This window comes from Brevibacterium sp. CT2-23B, assembly GCF_013168765.1.
GTDB classification, from domain to species: Bacteria; Actinomycetota; Actinomycetes; order Actinomycetales; family Brevibacteriaceae; genus Brevibacterium; species Brevibacterium sediminis.
Window position 1 is genome coordinate 373,537 of sequence record NZ_JABBYK010000004.1, and the last position, 17,055, is coordinate 390,591.

The window sequence follows — 17,055 nt, forward strand, 5'->3', positions numbered from 1 at the left end:
TCATCCGAGCCGTTCGACCGTTCGGGCATCGGCCGCGTCGACGGCGGGCGGGAACGAGAATCGCGCCGCGTCCCATCCGGATTCGAGCGACGACCAGAAGAAGAACGAGACTCGACGCTCCTGGAATCGCCACCCGTGTGCCGTCCTGACCATCGTGTCTTCGTACCGACCGGCCGCGATCTGGGATTCGCCGTCGACGACGCAGGGCTGCAGCAGCCAGGTCGTTCCGGTCGCAGTGTCTCCGTCGAGCTCCACGGTTTCGTTGGAGCTGAAGTGCCACCACGATGTCACGGTCGAGGAGTTGAGCTGTGGGAAGAACTCGAGCATTTCCGCACGGCCGCGTGCAGTGGACAGACCGACGAATGCGCCGTCCTCGGTGAACGTGTCGGCGAGGTCTTCCCAGCGACCGTCATCGAGTGCCTGACAGTACCGGGCGCGGAGCTGCCCAATCTCGTGGATGTCTTCGAGGCGGGTGATCCTCTCTTCGAGGGTCAGAGTCGTCTCAGGCATGTTCGGCCTCCTCCGCAGTTGTCGATTTCGCAGCCACATCGAGCTTGCCTGCTTCCCGAAGTTCGCGTTCTTCGATGTCTGCGGCCGTCTCATGCAGGTTCGTCTGGAAGCGTTCCCTGATGGAGTACACGGCGACGAAGGTGATGACGGCCATCGCGATGATGTAGAGGGAGACACTCGCCGAGGTGCCGGTCGCTTCGATGAGCGAGACCATGATCATCGGTGCGAGACCACCGGCGAAGACACTCGCCAGCTGGAATCCGAGGGAGGCGCCGAAGTACCGGACGTCTGCGGGGAACATCTCGGCGAACAGTGCCGCCTGGGGCCCAAACATCATGGCATGCAGGGTGAGGCCGACGATGATGGCTGCCGCAACGAGGAACGGATTGCCGGTGTCGACGAGCCAGAAGAACGGGAAGGCCCACACGGCCATGAGAACGGTGCCGAGCAGGAAGATCTTGCGGCGGCCGTGTCGGTCGGACCAGGCCCCGAAGTAGGGGATGGTGAAGATCTGAGTGGCGACGGCGAGGCAGACGATCATGATCATCGTCGTCTGAGAGAGCCCGACATTCGCGGTGCCGTAGGACAGCATTCCGGAGATCATGATGTAGAAGGTGCCGTTGACGACGAAGAATGCGCCGGCAGCCTGCAGAATCTGCTTCCAGTACAGCCGCAGGGCGCGCAGGAAGGACACACGCGGCATCTTCGTACCGGCGGTTGCGGCCTCCGCCTTGGCCTGCATCGACTTGAAGACCGGGGTCTCTTCGATCTTCATCTGCACGAAGATTCCGACGGCGACGAGGAGGATGCCCGACAGGAACGGCACGCGCCAGCCCCACTCGATGAAGGCGCCTTCATCGACGAAGAGCAGGATGCAGAGGAAGAAGGCATTGCCGATGATGATGCCGGCGACGGTGCCCAGCTGGACGAGGGAGCCGTAGAAACCGCGACGCTTCAGCGGCGAATGCTCGGTCAACAGCAGCGTGGCGCCGCCCCATTGTGCGCCGACGCCGAGTCCTTGGACCAAGCGTGCGGTCACCAGGAGGATCGGCGCCCAGATTCCGATGGTCTCGTGGCTGGGCAGCAGTCCGATCGACGTTGTCGCGAGCCCCATGACGATCATCGAGGCGACGAGCGGTCCCTTGCGGCCGAACTTGTCGCCGAGAGCACCGGCGATGATGCCGCCGACGGGACGGGCGATGAAGCCCACCGCGAGGGTGCCGAACGAGGCGATGGTTCCCAAGGCTCCTTCGAGCGAGGGGAAGAAGACATGGCCGAAGACGAGCGCCGAGGCGGTCGAATAGATGAGGAAGTCGAACCACTCGAGCGCTGTGGCGATGACAGATGCGGCAGCGAGGCGGGTCATTTTGCCTTCGTCGGGTGTTTCGAGTTCGGTCGTGGTCATGCCGGACGTGGTCGCGTCAGGGCCGGTGGGCGAGTTGGGTGCTGATTGCATTATCACTCCTCATTGAGCAGGGAAGAACGTTCGTTCTTGTATGCTGAGTATGACAGAGGCGCTCCACCCAGGCAACAGGCGCCCGATTTCGGCCCCTGACCCAGGAGAACTCCATGCTCGAGAAGCGCACCACTGACAACAGCCTCTACTTCGAGGACCTCGAGGTCGGCCAGGTCTATCGGTCCCCCGCGCGGACGCTGACGGAAGCCGACCTCACAATGTTCTCGATGCTCTCGGGCGACTGGAACCAAGTCCATGCCGATGCCGAATACATGGAGGACCGAGGCGGACGTCTGTTGCACGGCGCCTTGGGAATCGCCGTCCTCACCGGACTGATGGACCGAGCCGGCTGGTTCGCGCAATCGGCGATCGCCATGACCAGCCTCGACGACTGGAAGTTCCTCACACCGCTGCGCATCGGAGACACGGTGACCCTCGAGATGGAGATCCTGTCCTGCCGTAAGGTCTCCGCGGGCGACAAGGGCTTCGTCGACCGGCGATTCACTCTGTTCAATCAGCACGGCGAGAAGGCGCAGGAGGGGAGATCCGGATTCCTCATCGAGCTGACACCTTCCACGCCGTGACCAAATAGGCCGATGACCCTCAGGCCTTGTTCCGACCGATGAGCTGCTTGGCGATAACGTTCATCTGGATCTCATTCGTACCCTCACCGACGATCATCAGCGGGGCATCCCGGTAATAGCGTTCGACGTCGTACTCGGTGGAATATCCGTAACCGCCATGGACGCGGATGGCATCGAGGGCCACCTCGGCGGCCATCTCCGAAGCATAGAGCTTCGCCATTCCGGCCTCCATGTCCACACGCGCACCCGAATCATAGGTGCGAGCGGCGTGGAGGACGAGCTGCCGAGCCGCCTCGAGCTTCGTCGCCATCGTGGCGAGCTTGTTGCCCACCGACTGATGCTTCCAGATCGGCTTGCCCATCGACTCACGCTCCTGCGAGTACTTCACCGCATCATCAAGAGCAGCCTGAGCCACACCAAGCGACCGGGACGCAACCTGGATGCGGCCGATCTCGAGCCCCTTCATCATCTGCTTGAACCCGACCCCCTCAACATCACCGAGCAACTGCGACTGCGGCTGCCGAAGACCGTCGAAGGACAGCTCGCAGGTCTCGACGCCCTTGTACCCGAGCTTCGACAGATCCTGGGAGACCGTGAAGCCCTCCCCTTTCTCCACGAGGATGATCGAGATTCCCTTGTGCCGTGGTTCCGCCTCGGGGTCGGTCTTGCACAGCAAAGCGATGAGGTCGGATTTCCGGGCATTCGTGATCCACGTCTTCGACCCGTTGATGAGGTAGTCGTCGCCGTCCTTGGCAGCTGTTGTGCGCATGCCCTGCAGATCGGATCCGCCGCCGGGTTCAGTCAGGGCCATCGTCGCGCGCAGCTCACCGGTGGCCATTCGCGGCAGGTACTTGTCCTTCTGTTCCTGGGTGCCGTATTCCTGGAGGAGCTTCGCGACGACGGTGTGCCCGCCCATGGCACCGGCCAGGGACATCCACCCGCGGGCGAGTTCCTGAGTGATGAGCGCATACGCCTCGGTCGAGACCTTGCCCATCCCCCACGGCTCGTCGATGGCGAGCCCGTAGATGCCCATATCCTTCATCGTCTGGATCCACGCTTCCGGGTATTCGTTGGCGTGTTCGACCTTGTTGACGCTGGGTTTGACCTGTTCGTCGATGAATTCGGCGACCAGGTCGATCATCATCTGCTCTTCATTGCTCACTGCCATGGTGAAATCCTCTGTTCGTTCGTCATTTGGAAAGTTCAGTCCAGTCGGGTGCCGTCGCGGACCGTGCGGGTCCGGCCGAGGCCGAGCGTCGGCGGACCGGTGCTGTCGAAGAAGTCATTGCCCTTGTCGTCGGTGATGATGAACGCCGGGAAGTCTTCGACGTGGATCTTCCACACTGCCTCCATCCCGAGCTCCTCCATATCGAGGACCTCGACCGAGGTGATGCAGTCCTGAGCCAGCCGGGCGGCAGGGCCGCCGATCGATCCGAGGTAGAAGCCGCCGAATTCGGCGCAGGAGCTCTTCACCTGCGCGGACCGGTTGCCTTTGCCGAGCATGATCATCGATCCGCCGGCCTCCTGGAACTGCCGCACATACGTGTCCATCCGCGATGAGGTGGTCGGACCGAACGACCCCGAGGGCATTCCCTCGGGTGTCTTCGCCGGCCCCGCATAGTAGATGGGATGGTCCTTGAAATAGTCGGGAAGCTCCCCACCGGCGTCGAGGCGGTCGCGCAGGTTCGCGTGGACGATGTCGCGGGCGACGACGACCGTTCCCGTCAGCGACACACGGTCGCCGACGGACAGTTCGGACAGCTGTTCCTGCAGACTCGGCATCGGTCGGTCGAGGTCGATGGCGGTGACATTGCCGGATTCGATCTCCTCGACGCGGCCCATCGCGGGCAGGAACCTCGCCGGATCGTGTTCGAGTTCTTCGATGAACACGCCGTCTGCGTTGATGCGGGCGATGATCTGCCGGTCTGCCGAACAGCTTACGGCGATCGCGATCGGCAGGGATCCGTTGTGTCGGGGCAGCCGGACGACGCGGACGTCGTGGCAGAAGTACTTGCCGCCGAACTGTGCACCGAAGCCGAGGTTCTGGGTGAGTTCGAAGACGGTCTGCTCGAATTCCCGGTCCCTGAATCCGTGCCCCAACTCGGCGTCTCCGGTCTCCGGCAGGTCGTCGAGGTAGTGGGCGCTGGCGAGTTTCGCGGTTTTGAGCGTGAATTCGGCCGACGGCCCGCCGATGACGACGGCCAGATGATAAGGCGGGCAGGCTGCGGTGCCGAGGGTGGAGATCTTCTCGGCGAGGAAGTCGAGCATCGCCGACTCGTTGAGCACGGCCTTCGTCTCCTGGTAGAGGAAGGACTTGTTCGCACTGCCTCCGCCTTTGGCCATGAACAGGAGCTCATAGTCGTCGGCGGGGCTCAACCCCACTTCGATCTGGGCGGGCAGGTTGGTGCCGGTATTCGTCTCTTCGAACAGGCTCGTCGGCGCCAACTGCGAGTACCGAAGGTTGAGCTCCTCGTAGGCACGGCCGATTCCGCGCGACAGATGCCTGGCATCATCGCCGTCGGTGAGTACGTTCGGTCCGCGCTTGGCCGAGACGATGGCCGTGCCCGTGTCCTGACACATCGGCAGGATCTCCCCGGCCGAGACCGCGGCGTTCTGCAGCAGGTCGAGGGCGACGTAGACGTCGTTGTCACTGGCCTCCGGATCGTCGATGATCGCGCGCAGGCTGGCCAGATGATCTGTGCGCAGGTAGTGCGAGATCTCCTTGAAGGCGACCTCGGCGAGGTCGGACAGGGTCTCCGGCGCCACGGTGAGGAACGAGCGCGACGTCCCGCCCACCTCGACGGTGGTCGTCTCCACTCCCCCGATGTCGAGCCCGCGCATCCGCGGGCCCTCGCCTTCGGTGGGCAGCAGAGGTGAGTAGGCGAAGTCGTCTGCCCCCGCCGAGGCGGCCCCGCCGTCGGTCGGTTGTGCGGGTTCGTCATTCATCGTCGTCAGATCACCCCGTTGTGGCGCAGTTCGCCGATCGCCTCGGCATCCATCCCCAGCTCGCCGAGGATGGACTCCGAATTCTGCCCCACCGCCGGGATCGGATCCATCCGTGGGCCCACCCCGGACATCTCGACCGGTGGTGCGAGCATGGAGATCGGACCAGCGGGGGTCTCGACCTCGTGCCAGCGGTGGCGTTCGGTCAGCTGTGGGTGGTCGGCGATCTCGCTCATATCGCGCTGCCTCGAGTGGGCGACCGCGGCTTGCTCGAGCAGAGCGTCGCAGGCTTCGCCGGTGAGGGCGGAGAAGGCTCGCTCGATGATCTCTTGGAGTTCGTGTCGGTGGGCGTAGCGGTGAGCGGCACGGTCGAAGCGTTCGTCGGTGACCATATCGGGACGGTCGAGAACCTGGATGGCGAAGCGTTCCCATTCGCGTTCGTTCTGGATCGCGAGCATGATCTGAGTGCCATCGCCGCAGGTGAACGCGCCGTAGGGGGCGATGGCGGCGTGGGAGGTGCCGGCCCGAGTGGGACGGGCGCCGCCGTAGCGGGTGAAGTAGAGGGGGTAGCCCATCCATTCGACGAGGGAGTCGAAGAGGCTCGTCGACAGGGTGGCGCCAACACCGGTGCGCTCGCGGTTGTACAGAGCGGTGAGGATGCCTGAGTACGTGTACATTCCCGCGGCGATGTCTGCCGTCGAGATTCCCGTCTTCGCAGGGAACTCCTCTGTTCCGGTCACGGAGACCAGTCCTGCCTCGGCCTGCACAAGTGCATCGTAGGCCTTGGCATCTTTGTACGGCCCGTCCGTTCCGTATCCGGAGATCGAGGCGTGGATCAGCCGAGGGTTGATCGACCGAAGGTCTTCGGCACCGAGGCCGAGTCTCTCTGCCGCGCCAGGAGCGAAGTTCTGGATGAAGACATCCGCCGAGGCGATGAGCTCGTGCAGGATCTTAAGTCCGTCGGGGCTCTTCAGGTCGAGCGCCAGGCTCTCCTTGTTGCGGTTGATCCACACGAAATGGCTCGAGAGTCCATTGACCGTCGTGTCGTATCCGCGGGCGAAGTCGCCGACGCCTGGGCGTTCGATCTTGATGACCCGGGCTCCGAGGTCCGCCAGCTGGCGTGAGGCGAAGGGGGCGGCGACTGCCTGCTCGCAGCTGATGACAGTAATGCCGGACAGCGGCAAGTTCGAGGCGGTCGCGTCGTCCTGGCCCGCGGGGCTCGGTACGGACGTCGGTGCAGCAGTGGCCATCGGCCCTCCACGACGAGGTATGAAACGTTGACATCCACATCATACATATCTTCACAGATAATGCATTCTTCGGTCTCAGTTGTTGCCCGCGCCTGTAGACTGGGACCACCGAGACATGAAACTGACACCCCAACAGCGGGTGACGCATGAACGAAAGGCATCGGGTGGATCAGGAGTCGGCATCGACCAAACGGGACGTCATCGTCCTCGGCCTGCGCCGAAAGATCCTCTCCCGCGAGCTCGATCGCGGCGAACGACTGCGACAGGATCAGGTCGCCGACTGGTTCAATGCCTCCATCACGCCGGTCCGCGAGGCCCTGCGGATCCTCGAAGCCGAGGGTCTCGTCACCTCCGAAGCTCACCGCGGTGTACGCGTCGCCGGCGTCGACGTCGACCGTCTCAAGTCCCTCTTCGTCACCCGAAAGCTCACCGAGACCTTCGCCATCGCCCGTGCGACCACGCGGATCTCCAGACACGAGCTGCGCCAGGCCGAGCGCCTGCTCGAGGCGCTTGACGAGGCCAGCGCCGACGGTGATTCGCTGGGACGCAACACCCGCAACGAGGAGTTCCACTTCTTCTTCTACGACCGCTGCGGAATGCCCGCGCTGCGCGACGACATCGCTGCACGCTGGCGAGCCTTCCCGTGGGACCTCACTCTCGACAGCCCCGAGAGACTCGACCAGGTGCACGCCGAACATCAGTCGATCGTCGACGCTGTCCGCGACGTCGATCCGGACGCGGCGGCGCGCCACCTCGGCGATCACATCACGAACGGCTTCCTCCGCCTGGCCGAGTCGACGACCGGTCAGGCAGTCTCCGACCCCTTCGACTTCGACACGGACTGACGCCCTCGAGGCAGGCCGCGAACTCTCAGTTCAACAAATAATGCATTCTATTGCCGATCATATTGGAAATCAGCGAAAAGTCCTCTAGGCTCGTGAACGGTCGATCGAGAACCTGACTCGGCACGAACTCTCCGCACGGCAATGACCAGCCGTCTTCTACGCCGAGTTCGTCCACACGCAGGCTCCCGATCGGCATCGCCCCTGGCCAACCAGACTGGAGCTGACGATGACGTCAATGAGACGACCGAGGTGGAAGCCGCTCATCGCGGGCCTCTCGATAAGCCTCCTGCTGCTGAGCGGATGCAATCCCGCACGCAGCGGAGACCAACAGAAATTCGAACTGCGCTTCGCCCATGTCACCTCGGTGGGCACACCGAAGGGACTGGCCGCAGACTTCTTCGCCGAACAGGTCGAGAAGAAGTCCGGCGGCCGCATCGAGGTCGAGGTGTTCCCGAACTCGGAACTCTACGGCGATAAGGACGAGATGCAGGCCATCCAGTCCAATGCCGTCCAGGTCTTGGCCCCGGCGAGCGCGAAGTTCACGACGATCGCACCGAGCCTGCAGGTTCTCGACCTGCCGTTCATCTTCGACGACCCCGACGAGATCCCCGAGGTCGCCAGTCCCGATACCGAGATCGGCAAGGCCATCTACGCGAACCCCGATCTCGAGGAGAACGGGCTCAAGGTCCTCGGTCTGTGGGATTCGGGCATGAAGCAGATCCACTCGAACAACAAGACGCTGAAACCCGAAGACATGAGGGGCAAGAAGTACCGCATCCAGCCTTCAGACGTGCTACGCACCCAGTTCGAGACCTGGGGTGGGATTCCGACTCCGCTTGCGTTCGCCGAGGTCTACAGCGGACTGCAGCAGGGTCTCATCGACGGAGGCGAGAACACCTACTCGAACATCCAGTCGCAGAACATGCACACTGTCCAGAAGTACGTGACGGAACTCGATCACGGCTACATCGGCTACATCCTCACGGTGAATAAGCGCTGGTATGACGAGCTTCCCGACGACCTGCAGACCGCAGTCGACGAGGCCGCCGATGAGGCCAGCGAGTTCAACCGCAAGGAAGCTCAGAAGGTCAACGAAGAGTCGAAGAAGACCATCGAGGAATCCGGCGGCACGGAGATCGTCATCCCGAGCAAGGAAGAGCGTCAAGCCTTCAAGGACATGGTCGTGCCGTCCGAATACGAGAAGTACCGCGACGTCATCGGTCCCGAGGTCGTCGACGAGCTCCTCGAACGCAACGAGAAGAGGGGCTGATGATGAAGACCATCGACAAGTACCTCAGTCGGCTCGAGAACTTCCTGGCCGGCGGCTGCCTCATCGCGGCCACCGCCTTGGCGGTCTTCGCCGTGCTTCTGCGCAATATCACCGGTGACGTCCTCTTCTGGTCCGAGGAGGCGGTCATCTACCTCATCATCTTCTCGACGTTCTTCGGCGCGGTGGTCACCCTGCGCCACAACGAGCACGTCGCCGTCGACATCATGCCGGCTCTGCTCAAGGGCAAGGCGAAGAAGTTCTTCGTCGTCCTCGGCGGACTGGCCACTCTGGTCTACGCGGGCTTCATCGCCTACCTGTCGTGGGCGCTCATCACCGAACCGTTCTCGCGGACGACGATCACCCCGGCGCTCAAGCTGCCGCTGTGGGTCGTCGAACTCTCGCTGGCCGTGGGCATGACTCTGTTCTTCATCCGCGCCGTCGAGATGACCATCCGTGCCCTGCGCACTCCTGCGACGGAACTCGACAAGGATGTCCTCGCCGAGGAGGCCGCCGCCGTCGGCATCGACGTCGAAGACATCGCGATCGTCGATGACGGAAGCGACCGCACAAACCGCACGGACGGAGCCAACGGGGGCGACCGCCTCGGCGATGGCGGGACCGACGAGAAGGGAGGCGATCGCTGATGTTCGAAGCCACCATCGTCCTCATCGTCGTCCTCATCGCACTGCTCGTCACCTCGGCGCCGATCGCGGTCGCCTTGGGTCTGACGAGCATCGTCTACTTCTACTACTTCACGCTCATTCCGATGACCCAGGTTTCGGAACGGCTGTTCAATGCGCTTAACTCGTTCCCGCTCATGGCGATCCCGTTCTTCATCCTCGCGGCGAACATCATGTCCCGCGGCGGGATCTCCCGACGGCTGACCGACTTCGGTGCGGCCATGGTCGGGCATCTGCGCGGCGGCATGGCGATCACCACGGTGCTCGCGTGCATGTTCTTCGCAGCGGTCTCCGGGTCCTCACCGGCCACGGTCGTCGCGGTCGGTGCGCTGATGATTCCGGCGATGATCAAGAACGGGTACCCGAAGGAGTTCTCCACGGGACTCGTCGCCACCTCGGGGTCGTTGGGCATCCTCATCCCGCCGTCGATTCCGCTCATCGTCTTCGGCATCGCCACCGAGCAGAACATCGGCGACCTGTTCCTCGCAGGCGTCCTGCCGGGCATCCTCGCCGGCGTGATGCTGTTGGGCATGGCTGTGTTCGTCGCTTGGAAGAAGGGCTACGGTCACGCCGGGGTCGGCTTCCGGATGTCGAACAAGGACAAGTTGAAGGCGTTCCGGGATGCGATTCTCGCTCTTGCGCTGCCGTTCCTCGTCCTCGGCGGAATCTACTCCGGATGGTTCACCCCCACCGAGGCGGCCGCCGTGGCCGTCGCTTATTCGCTGGTCGTGTCGCTGCTCATCTACCGCGAGATCAAGATCTCGCAGCTGTGGGAGGTCACGCTGGCGTCGGTGAAGACCTCGGCGATGGTCATGTTCATCATCGCCAACGGCATTCTCTTCACCTTCGTGCTCGCCAGTGAGCGGATCCCTGGTCAGATCTCGACGACGATCACCGAATGGGACCTGCAGCCGTGGCAGTTCCTCATCCTCGTCAACATCCTGCTGCTGTTCGTCGGCTGTGTGATGGAGACATCCTCGGCGATCCTCATCCTCGCCCCGATCCTGCTGCCGATCGCGATGGAGCTGGGCATCGACCCGATCCACTTCGGCATCATCGTGGTGATGAACCTTGAGATCGGCATGATCACACCGCCGCTCGGCCTCAACCTGTTCGTCGCATCGGGCATGTCCGGGATGAGCGTGATGGGAGTGGCGAAAGCCGCGATCCCGAGTGCGCTGGTGCTGCTGGCGGCACTCGTACTGGTCACGTTCGTGCCGTTCTTCGCCACGGCGTTCGTGGGGTGATGTCTGGCATAGGCTGACGCTCCGCGGTCGCTTCGGGTGGGACAGTTCTCCGAGAAGGAGTCTGTCCCACTCTTGTGTCGCCAAGAGTGAACTGAGCGCGAAAAGGTAGCGTAAGTTTTCCGCAAACGGTAGTGTATGAACCTGCGAAATGGTAGTGTATGAGTCTGCGAAATGGTAGCGTCGTAAATCAGAACCACGCGGATAACTGGCAGAATCGCAGGTAACCGACCAAGGGCAGGCTACGTGGATTACCTTTCCCGAACCATTGATCTCGAACTCGACGAACTGCTTAATGAAACCCCAGCCATAGCAGTTGACGGCCCCAAAGGCGTGGGTAAAACCGATACAGCATCGCGCCGATCGGACATTGCCTGGTACTTGGACGACCCCGCTCAACGCGACATCCTTCGCTCCGCCTTCTCCCTGAAGTCAATCCCAAAGGGCACCGTACTTCTCGACGAATGGCAACAACTGCCACAGATTTGGGATTCAGTTCGGCGATTGGTGGATGCGGGTGCACCGAATGGACGATTTCTTCTCACAGGCTCTGCATCACCGGTCAACACTGCTGGGACACACAGCGGTGCAGGACGCATCCTGTCCCTTCGCATGCGTCCAATGGGCGTGCACGAGCGCGGACTCACCACGCCGACTGTTTCATTGGCTCAGCTATTGTCAGGGCAGGCCACGTCAGTCGACGGAACAACGACGTTGCAACTGACCGACTACGCGGAAGCCATTGTTTCCAGCGGCTTCCCCGGCATCATGAATCGCCCGCTGCGAATCCGGCGCCGCATGATTGATGCCTACCTTCAGAGGATCGTCGACAGGGATCTGCCTGACCTGGGGTTCACTGTCAGACGTCCAGAAACGCTCCGGCGGTGGCTCGCCGCTTATGCCGCTGCCTCGTCAACGACAACGGCATATTCACGTCTACTCGACACGACTACAGCCGGTAATGGAACGAAACCAGCGAAGACTACGACACTTGCTTATAGAGACCACCTCAGCCAACTGTGGCTTCTCGACCCAGTCCCCGGCTGGGTACCGACCAACAGCCCGAACCGACGCTTGCAGCAAGCTCCGAAACACCATTTAGCCGATCCCGCTCTCGCTGCCAGCCTTCTCAACCAGACCGCAGAATCACTTTTGTCTCCCCGAGGAGCCCATCTTGCGGGGCCTCTGTTCGAGTCACTTGTGACATTGGGGGTCCGGGTCATGGCTCAGGCGGCAGAGGCCTCTGTCAGTCACCTCCGCCTACATGGAGGTGAGCGAGAAGTCGACCTCGTTGTTGAAGGCGTCGACGGCGCAATCGTCGGTATCGAGGTCAAGCTCGCTGCCGATGTCTCGGATTCAGATGTGAAGCACCTACGTTGGCTCCGAGAGCAAGTTCCTGATCGCGTCACCGACCTGGTGGTTGTCACCACTGGCACGACGGCTTACCGGCGCAACGATGGAATCGCCGTCGTGCCGCTGGCATTGCTCGGCCCCTGAGAAGCTCTACCCCACCAACCCCATCACCGACTCCTTGACCTGCAGGGCAGCGAGGAACCCGAACAGGGCCAAGCACACGGCCAGCAGCACGTTCGACCACTTCGTGTTGCGCAGTTGAGCCGGAACGGATGAGCGGTTGAGAATGACGAGCAGCGCCAGGGCGAGCACCGGCAGGATGAACGCGCTGATCGCTGCGTAGACGAGCACGAGGGTGACGGGTTTGCCGAGGCTCATGATGACCAACGTCGCGATCGAAAGGTAGACGAGGACGCCGCGGAACTCGATCGACTTCGCCGACATCTCATTGGCCGGCTCGTCCTGGTGCGGGTAGCGGCGCAGCACGCGCAGGCAGTCGGCAGTGACGTAGGCGATCCCGGAGAACCCGCCGAGGACACTCGTGTACACCACGGCGAGGAAGCTGATGAGGAACACCAACCGCCCGGTCTCACCGATCCGACCCACCAGGTCATCGGCGATCGCGAACAGCGCATCATTGTCCGAAATCGTGAAGCCCTGCCCGTAGAGGATGAAGGCTCCCACAGCGCTCATCGCCACGGCGAAGATGAAGACGAGGCCGTAGCTGATGAACAGGTCGAGGCGGACGACCGGCTTCCAGTCAGGGGTCCGCCACGCCTTCTCGCGGATCCAGAACGAGTAGGCGAGGATGCCGGTCGCTCCCCCGACCCCGCCGATGAGCGACATCACCGTGATGATCGAAGTGTTCGGGAACGTCGGCACGATCGTCTCTGCGGCCACCGCTTGAGCGTCCTGACCTTGGAATACTGAGATCGCCAGGGCCAGGATGCCGAAGAACATGATGATTCCGAAGCCCATCATGGCCTTTTCCACGATCCCGTACCGGCCGATGCCGACCAGCACCGCTGCGGAAAGCAGTACGACGATCGCGGTCGGCCAGAACGGCAGAACCGGGAAGATCGCCTGCAGAATCGTCGTCGTCACCGCGACGACTCCGGCTCCGAAGAACAGCCCGACGAGCAGCTCCGCGGTGAGGAACAGCACGGGGAACGTCCGCCCGCCGAATCGAGTGAGATGGGAGATCAGGGACCGGTCGCCGCTCATCTGCAGCCGCGACACCGCCTCGGAGAGGACGAACTTGAGGAGGATGCCGACCGTGAACACCCAGATGAGCGCCAAACCGTATTCGGCGCCGGAGTTCATCGTCGTGATCATGTCCGAAGCTCCGACGCTGGCAAGTGCCAACACGATCCCCGGACCGATGAGGCGGAGGCGTCCAGCCCATGATGTCGGCGCCGAGGCGGCGTTCTTCGTCTGCGATGTCGTTTCGGCGGACATTTGCGGGGTGGGCTCCTTCACGTGGGTTCGTCGACGACGCCACCGGAGAAGTTCGCACGGGGCATCTTTCGCTCAGGAGAGTATGGCCGAGGTCGTCACATTCCGGGACGGAAGTCTCACCACCCGGGAAGAGCCCTTGCCGCGGTCTTTGCCACTGCTCCTACTGCAACCCGTTCCGCAGCGCTCCACATCAACCGCTCAAGGCCCATTCTAGTCGCCGAGTCCGAGGCCGATTCGCAGTCTTCGAGCGTATATTCGACACCATGGCTGACGCACTCGATGAGGGACCCTTCTTCCATGGCACCCGTGCCGAACTCGCACCCGGTGACCTGCTGACCGCAGGCTTCGCCTCCAACTACCGACCCGAAGTGACGATGAACCACATCTACTTCACGGCCCTGCCCGACGGTGCAGGATTGGCCGCCGAGGTGGCCGCTCTCAATGGCGGACAACCGCACGTCTACGAGGTCGAACCCGTCGGCGACTTCGTCGACGACCCGAACGTCACGGACAAGAAGTTCCCCGGCAACCCCACCCGCTCCTTTCGCAGCACCGAACCCCTGCGCATCGTCCGCGAAGTCACCGACTGGAAGCGCCTGAGCGAGCAGGACCTACAGATGTGGCGCGAACGCCTCGCCGCCATCCGCGAGGACGATGACAAAGAGATCATCAACTGACACCGCCGAGGTGGCACGTCCCACTGCGCCCGCAAGGAGTCAACCTCGCTTCGCACCGAACACCGCGTGGACTCAGTCCTGCTTGGCTCCGAACACCGGGTGATCGCTGGCGATCGAGATGCGGTTGAACGCGTTGATGAGGATCGTCGACCATTCGATCGCAGAGATCTGTTCGGTCGTCAGGTACTGCGCCACCTCAGCGGCGATCGCGTCCCGATCCTCCGTCTTGTCCAGCACGGTCAACGACTCGGCCAGGGTCAGCGCCGCGAATTCCTGATCGGTGAAGATCTCGGCCTCATGCCAACTCGGCAGCACATCGAGCTTGAGCTGGGAGACACCAGCCTTCCTGGCCGCCGGGGCATGGATGCTCAGGCAGGTGCGGCAGCCGTTGATCTGCGAGACCCGCGTATTCACGAGCTCGATGAGCGCATCGTCGAGCCCCGCTTCGCGCGACGCCTTCCGCGAACTCGCGGCCGCCTGGGCCAGCGCCTTGTAGTTCTCGGGGTGGATCTTGTCGATGAATGGTCGACTTGCGTTGCTCATGCCCTCACTCACGCCTGTCGCTTGACGATGTCGATGTCGGCGCCCGTCGCATTGCGGAACTTTCCGCCTTGAGCGATGTAGTCGTCGCCAGCCTCCTGCAGCTTCTTGACGAAGAGCGGGCAGACGGGCACGACGGTCACTCCACGCTCACGGGAGTCGTCGAGCGCCTCGGCGACGAGGAACTTCGACAGTCCGCGGCCGCCGAACTGCTCGTCGACGACCGTGTGATAGAAGATGCGTTCGGTCTCCGCGTCGGGTCCGGGTAGGAAGAACGCGCTCCCGGCGACGGTCCCATCGGCCACGGTGATCTCATAGGCCTGCGTTGATTCGTTCAGCGAGACCGTGACCTCGGCCCCGGTCTTGTCTTCGAATGTCTTCGACATGGTTGACGCTCCTTCTGCTGTGGCGGCTGGGTCTCGAGTTCTTCTGTGCCGGCTGACTGACGCGGCGAATTCGGTCGCCGCTGACTAGGACAGAAATCGGCGCGAACTTATTCCGCGGGTCCGCCCTGGACCTGCGGGGGCGGATTCCTCCGCGCTTTGATCGTCACGTCGGGCATCCTCGGCGCGGGGAGCCTGCCCATACCATCGGCGTTCTGACCAGGCCCGCCCTTGCCGACGTATCCCTCGACGGCCCCGAAGCGATCACCTTCGGCCTGCCATTCCTCGCGGTACCGGGCGATCTCCTCGTGCGTGCGACCGATGAAATTCCACCACATGACGATCTCTTCACCGAAGGGCTCGCCACCGATGAGGATGAGTCGGCCGGGTTCGTCGCCGCGGTTGGCGATGCGCAGCTCCTCGACGCCGGTGCCCGTGTAGCCGATCGCCGCGACCGGAAGATCGACGTTCTCCAGTGCGATATCGCCGGAGTCGACGAGGAGGCCGTGCTCGAACTGCGGATCGACGGGCAGGTCGATGGTTGCGCCCGGATCGAGGCGGATCTCCGCCCCGAGCAGCGGAGAGTGCGTTTTCACGGGCGACGAACCTTCGCCGAGGCGGCCGAGGAAGACGAGCATCTCCCCGCCGTCAAGCGACACCGGCTCGGGTTCGAAGTGCTCGAATTCGCGTTCGGGCTGGTGGCGAGCGGCATCGGGCAGAGCCAGCCACAGTTGGACGCCGTGCAGGGTCGTCGTATCGTCGGTCGAGACCTCGGAGTGGCAGATGCCGGCGCCGGCGGTCATGAGGTTGACCTCACCAGGCAGAACGAGGCCTGCATTGCCGCCGGAGTCGATGTGCTGGATGGCGCCTTCGAACAGCCAGCTGACGGTCTGCAGCCCGGTGTGCGGGTGGGGTGCGACGTCCATCCCACCAGTGACGGAGACCTCCGCCGGGCCGTAGTGGTCGACGAAGCACCACGGACCGATGAGGGAACGCTGACGCTGCGGCAGGGTCCGCCGCACGGTCATCGCGCGGGGCCCGCCCAGCGGCACGTCGCGGGAGGTGATGATCTCGACAGGGGAACGTCCCTGCTGGTCACAGGCTGGCCCGGGCAGTCCCCCGGCCTTGCAGACGACCTGCTCGGGACGGGTCTCAACGTTGCTCATGGCCACAGCCTAGCCGTCTTCTCGTCCGTCGGGGAGGGGCCTACTCTCCCCTGCGGATCGCTCCCCTACCCCACCGGGCAGATCTTGGACACAAGCTGGAAAATCTCCTCCGCCTCGGCGTCCGTGAGACCGGAGAAGGCGGAGATGATGATCTCACCGTTCGTCTCAGCCGCCTCGGCGCAGAGCTTCTGCCCCGCCTCGGTGAGGGCGACGAGCACACCGCGGTGATCCTCCGGGTCGGGCTCCTGGGTCACGAGCCCGCGCCCCTCGAGTTTGCCGAGCAGGCGGCTGAGCGCACTGCGGCTGATCACCAGACTGCGCAGCAGGTCGCGGTGCCTGACCTGCGCCGAGGTCGACGCGTTGATGAGCACATCGAATTCGTTGGCGCTGAGCCCGTGACGGGTCCGGAACTCTTGTTCGAACCGCGTCATGAAGTCCTGATATTTCTCCATCATCAACCGCCAGGCCGCGATCTTGATCGGGCCGTTCTGCCTGATCATGCTGCTGACGGGAGTCGTCTCTTCCATCTGCCCTTCTATCCCTCACGAACTGCCAGCTGACGTGTCGGTCGGCACATTTGTTGCGCCGTCAACAAAATCGTAGTTCAATGGTATACCTGGCCCTGACTTTTAGGGCCACGTCGACGATCCCCTCGTCGAAGTACCGGAGTATCCCCCACGAACCCCCGGCGATCAC

17 protein-coding genes are annotated in these 17,055 nt (G+C 63.1%); 7 read left to right on the top strand and 10 right to left on the bottom strand.

Translation table 11 applies throughout. From position 1 onward, the window contains the following. Positions 1-510 carry a nuclear transport factor 2 family protein gene (locus HIM68_RS12630; protein ID WP_172172675.1) on the bottom strand — a complete coding sequence of 170 codons (510 nt, stop codon included), beginning with the start codon at positions 508-510 and terminating at the stop codon, positions 1-3. Further along, positions 503-1,966 (bottom strand): MFS transporter, encoded by a 1,464-nt coding sequence (locus HIM68_RS12635; RefSeq protein ID WP_216657120.1) that lies wholly within the window; start codon positions 1,964-1,966, stop codon positions 503-505. Before HIM68_RS12635 ends, HIM68_RS12630 begins: the two co-directional genes overlap by 8 nt. Before the next feature lie 113 nt (positions 1,967-2,079). Between HIM68_RS12635 and HIM68_RS12640 the strand changes: the two genes are divergently transcribed. Beyond that, complete coding sequence (locus tag HIM68_RS12640; protein WP_172172677.1) at positions 2,080-2,550, top strand: MaoC/PaaZ C-terminal domain-containing protein; 471 nt, start codon at positions 2,080-2,082, stop codon at positions 2,548-2,550. 19 nt (positions 2,551-2,569) lie between these two features. On the opposite strand, the gene HIM68_RS12645 is transcribed toward HIM68_RS12640, so the two are convergent. The 3 genes from HIM68_RS12645 to HIM68_RS12655 form a co-directional block, all read right to left on the bottom strand. Then, the gene (locus HIM68_RS12645; protein ID WP_172172679.1) at positions 2,570-3,718 is read right to left on the bottom strand and encodes an acyl-CoA dehydrogenase family protein; all 1,149 of its coding nucleotides are present in this window, start codon (positions 3,716-3,718) and stop codon (positions 2,570-2,572) included. A 35-nt stretch (positions 3,719-3,753) separates the two neighbouring features. Beyond that, entirely contained in the window at positions 3,754-5,391 is a 1,638-nt protein-coding gene (locus HIM68_RS12650; protein ID WP_172172829.1) for a FumA C-terminus/TtdB family hydratase beta subunit, read from the bottom strand. A 110-nt stretch (positions 5,392-5,501) separates the two neighbouring features. Continuing rightward, entirely contained in the window at positions 5,502-6,743 is a 1,242-nt protein-coding gene (locus HIM68_RS12655; protein WP_172172681.1) for a CaiB/BaiF CoA-transferase family protein, read from the bottom strand. Positions 6,744-6,889: 146 nt separating this feature from the next. Here HIM68_RS12655 and HIM68_RS12660 point away from each other — a divergent pair, with 146 nt between their 5' ends. The 5 genes from HIM68_RS12660 to HIM68_RS12680 all read left to right on the top strand — a co-directional run bounded on the left by HIM68_RS12660 (position 6,890) and on the right by HIM68_RS12680 (position 12,279). Further along, positions 6,890-7,588, top strand: a complete 699-nt coding sequence (locus HIM68_RS12660) for a GntR family transcriptional regulator (RefSeq protein ID WP_139469509.1) — start codon at positions 6,890-6,892, stop codon at positions 7,586-7,588. Positions 7,589-7,823: 235 nt separating this feature from the next. Continuing rightward, entirely contained in the window at positions 7,824-8,858 is a 1,035-nt protein-coding gene (locus HIM68_RS12665; protein ID WP_172172683.1) for a DctP family TRAP transporter solute-binding subunit, read from the top strand. Next, positions 8,858-9,502 carry a TRAP transporter small permease gene (locus HIM68_RS12670; RefSeq protein WP_172172685.1) on the top strand — a complete coding sequence of 215 codons (645 nt, stop codon included), beginning with the start codon at positions 8,858-8,860 and terminating at the stop codon, positions 9,500-9,502. The genes HIM68_RS12665 and HIM68_RS12670 overlap by 1 nt, the downstream gene beginning before the upstream one ends. After that, positions 9,502-10,785, top strand: a complete 1,284-nt coding sequence (locus HIM68_RS12675) for a TRAP transporter large permease (RefSeq protein WP_139469512.1) — start codon at positions 9,502-9,504, stop codon at positions 10,783-10,785. The genes HIM68_RS12670 and HIM68_RS12675 overlap by 1 nt, the downstream gene beginning before the upstream one ends. Positions 10,786-11,028: 243 nt before the next feature. Beyond that, on the top strand, positions 11,029-12,279 hold the full coding sequence (locus HIM68_RS12680) for a DUF4143 domain-containing protein (RefSeq protein WP_172172687.1): 1,251 nt from the start codon (positions 11,029-11,031) through the stop codon (positions 12,277-12,279). Between the two features lie 6 nt (positions 12,280-12,285). Here the strand turns inward: HIM68_RS12680 and HIM68_RS12685 are convergent, their stop codons facing one another. Then, entirely contained in the window at positions 12,286-13,593 is a 1,308-nt protein-coding gene (locus HIM68_RS12685; RefSeq protein ID WP_172172689.1) for an Nramp family divalent metal transporter, read from the bottom strand. 263 nt (positions 13,594-13,856) lie between these two features. Between HIM68_RS12685 and arr the strand changes: the two genes are divergently transcribed. Continuing rightward, positions 13,857-14,270: an NAD(+)--rifampin ADP-ribosyltransferase gene (arr, locus tag HIM68_RS12690; RefSeq protein ID WP_172172691.1), complete on the top strand. Its 414-nt coding sequence runs from the start codon at positions 13,857-13,859 to the stop codon at positions 14,268-14,270. Between the two features lie 72 nt (positions 14,271-14,342). Here arr and HIM68_RS12695 read toward each other — a convergent pair whose 3' ends face one another. The 4 genes from HIM68_RS12695 to HIM68_RS12710 form a co-directional block, all read right to left on the bottom strand. Further along, entirely contained in the window at positions 14,343-14,813 is a 471-nt protein-coding gene (locus HIM68_RS12695; protein WP_139469518.1) for a carboxymuconolactone decarboxylase family protein, read from the bottom strand. An 8-nt stretch (positions 14,814-14,821) separates the two neighbouring features. Then, positions 14,822-15,196, bottom strand: coding sequence for a GNAT family N-acetyltransferase (locus HIM68_RS12700; RefSeq protein WP_172172693.1), 375 nt, complete (start codon positions 15,194-15,196; stop codon positions 14,822-14,824). 107 nt (positions 15,197-15,303) lie between these two features. Further along, positions 15,304-16,359: a pirin family protein gene (locus tag HIM68_RS12705; RefSeq protein WP_172172695.1), complete on the bottom strand. Its 1,056-nt coding sequence runs from the start codon at positions 16,357-16,359 to the stop codon at positions 15,304-15,306. Positions 16,360-16,424: 65 nt separating this feature from the next. Further along, a complete protein-coding gene (locus tag HIM68_RS12710; protein ID WP_172172697.1) occupies positions 16,425-16,886 on the bottom strand; it encodes a MarR family winged helix-turn-helix transcriptional regulator in 462 nt (153 codons plus the stop codon). Positions 16,887-17,055 lie beyond the last annotated feature (169 nt).

What these genes read in the sequence shown, in the direction of transcription:
- HIM68_RS12630 (WP_172172675.1), bottom strand. Translation starts at nt 510, where the DNA reads ATGCCTGAGACGACTCTGACCCTCGAAGAGAGGATCACCCGCCTCGAA.
- arr (WP_172172691.1), top strand. Translation starts at nt 13,857, where the DNA reads ATGGCTGACGCACTCGATGAGGGACCCTTCTTCCATGGCACCCGTGCC.
- HIM68_RS12635 (WP_216657120.1), bottom strand. Translation starts at nt 1,966, where the DNA reads ATGCAATCAGCACCCAACTCGCCCACCGGCCCTGACGCGACCACGTCC.
- HIM68_RS12665 (WP_172172683.1), top strand. Translation starts at nt 7,824, where the DNA reads ATGAGACGACCGAGGTGGAAGCCGCTCATCGCGGGCCTCTCGATAAGC.
- HIM68_RS12700 (WP_172172693.1), bottom strand. Translation starts at nt 15,196, where the DNA reads ATGTCGAAGACATTCGAAGACAAGACCGGGGCCGAGGTCACGGTCTCG.
- HIM68_RS12710 (WP_172172697.1), bottom strand. Translation starts at nt 16,886, where the DNA reads ATGGAAGAGACGACTCCCGTCAGCAGCATGATCAGGCAGAACGGCCCG.
- HIM68_RS12645 (WP_172172679.1), bottom strand. Translation starts at nt 3,718, where the DNA reads ATGGCAGTGAGCAATGAAGAGCAGATGATGATCGACCTGGTCGCCGAA.
- HIM68_RS12670 (WP_172172685.1), top strand. Translation starts at nt 8,858, where the DNA reads ATGATGAAGACCATCGACAAGTACCTCAGTCGGCTCGAGAACTTCCTG.
- HIM68_RS12660 (WP_139469509.1), top strand. Translation starts at nt 6,890, where the DNA reads ATGAACGAAAGGCATCGGGTGGATCAGGAGTCGGCATCGACCAAACGG.
- HIM68_RS12685 (WP_172172689.1), bottom strand. Translation starts at nt 13,593, where the DNA reads ATGTCCGCCGAAACGACATCGCAGACGAAGAACGCCGCCTCGGCGCCG.
- HIM68_RS12655 (WP_172172681.1), bottom strand. Translation starts at nt 6,743, where the DNA reads ATGGCCACTGCTGCACCGACGTCCGTACCGAGCCCCGCGGGCCAGGAC.
- HIM68_RS12695 (WP_139469518.1), bottom strand. Translation starts at nt 14,813, where the DNA reads ATGAGCAACGCAAGTCGACCATTCATCGACAAGATCCACCCCGAGAAC.
- HIM68_RS12675 (WP_139469512.1), top strand. Translation starts at nt 9,502, where the DNA reads ATGTTCGAAGCCACCATCGTCCTCATCGTCGTCCTCATCGCACTGCTC.
- HIM68_RS12650 (WP_172172829.1), bottom strand. Translation starts at nt 5,391, where the DNA reads ATGCGCGGGCTCGACATCGGGGGAGTGGAGACGACCACCGTCGAGGTG.
- HIM68_RS12705 (WP_172172695.1), bottom strand. Translation starts at nt 16,359, where the DNA reads ATGAGCAACGTTGAGACCCGTCCCGAGCAGGTCGTCTGCAAGGCCGGG.
- HIM68_RS12640 (WP_172172677.1), top strand. Translation starts at nt 2,080, where the DNA reads ATGCTCGAGAAGCGCACCACTGACAACAGCCTCTACTTCGAGGACCTC.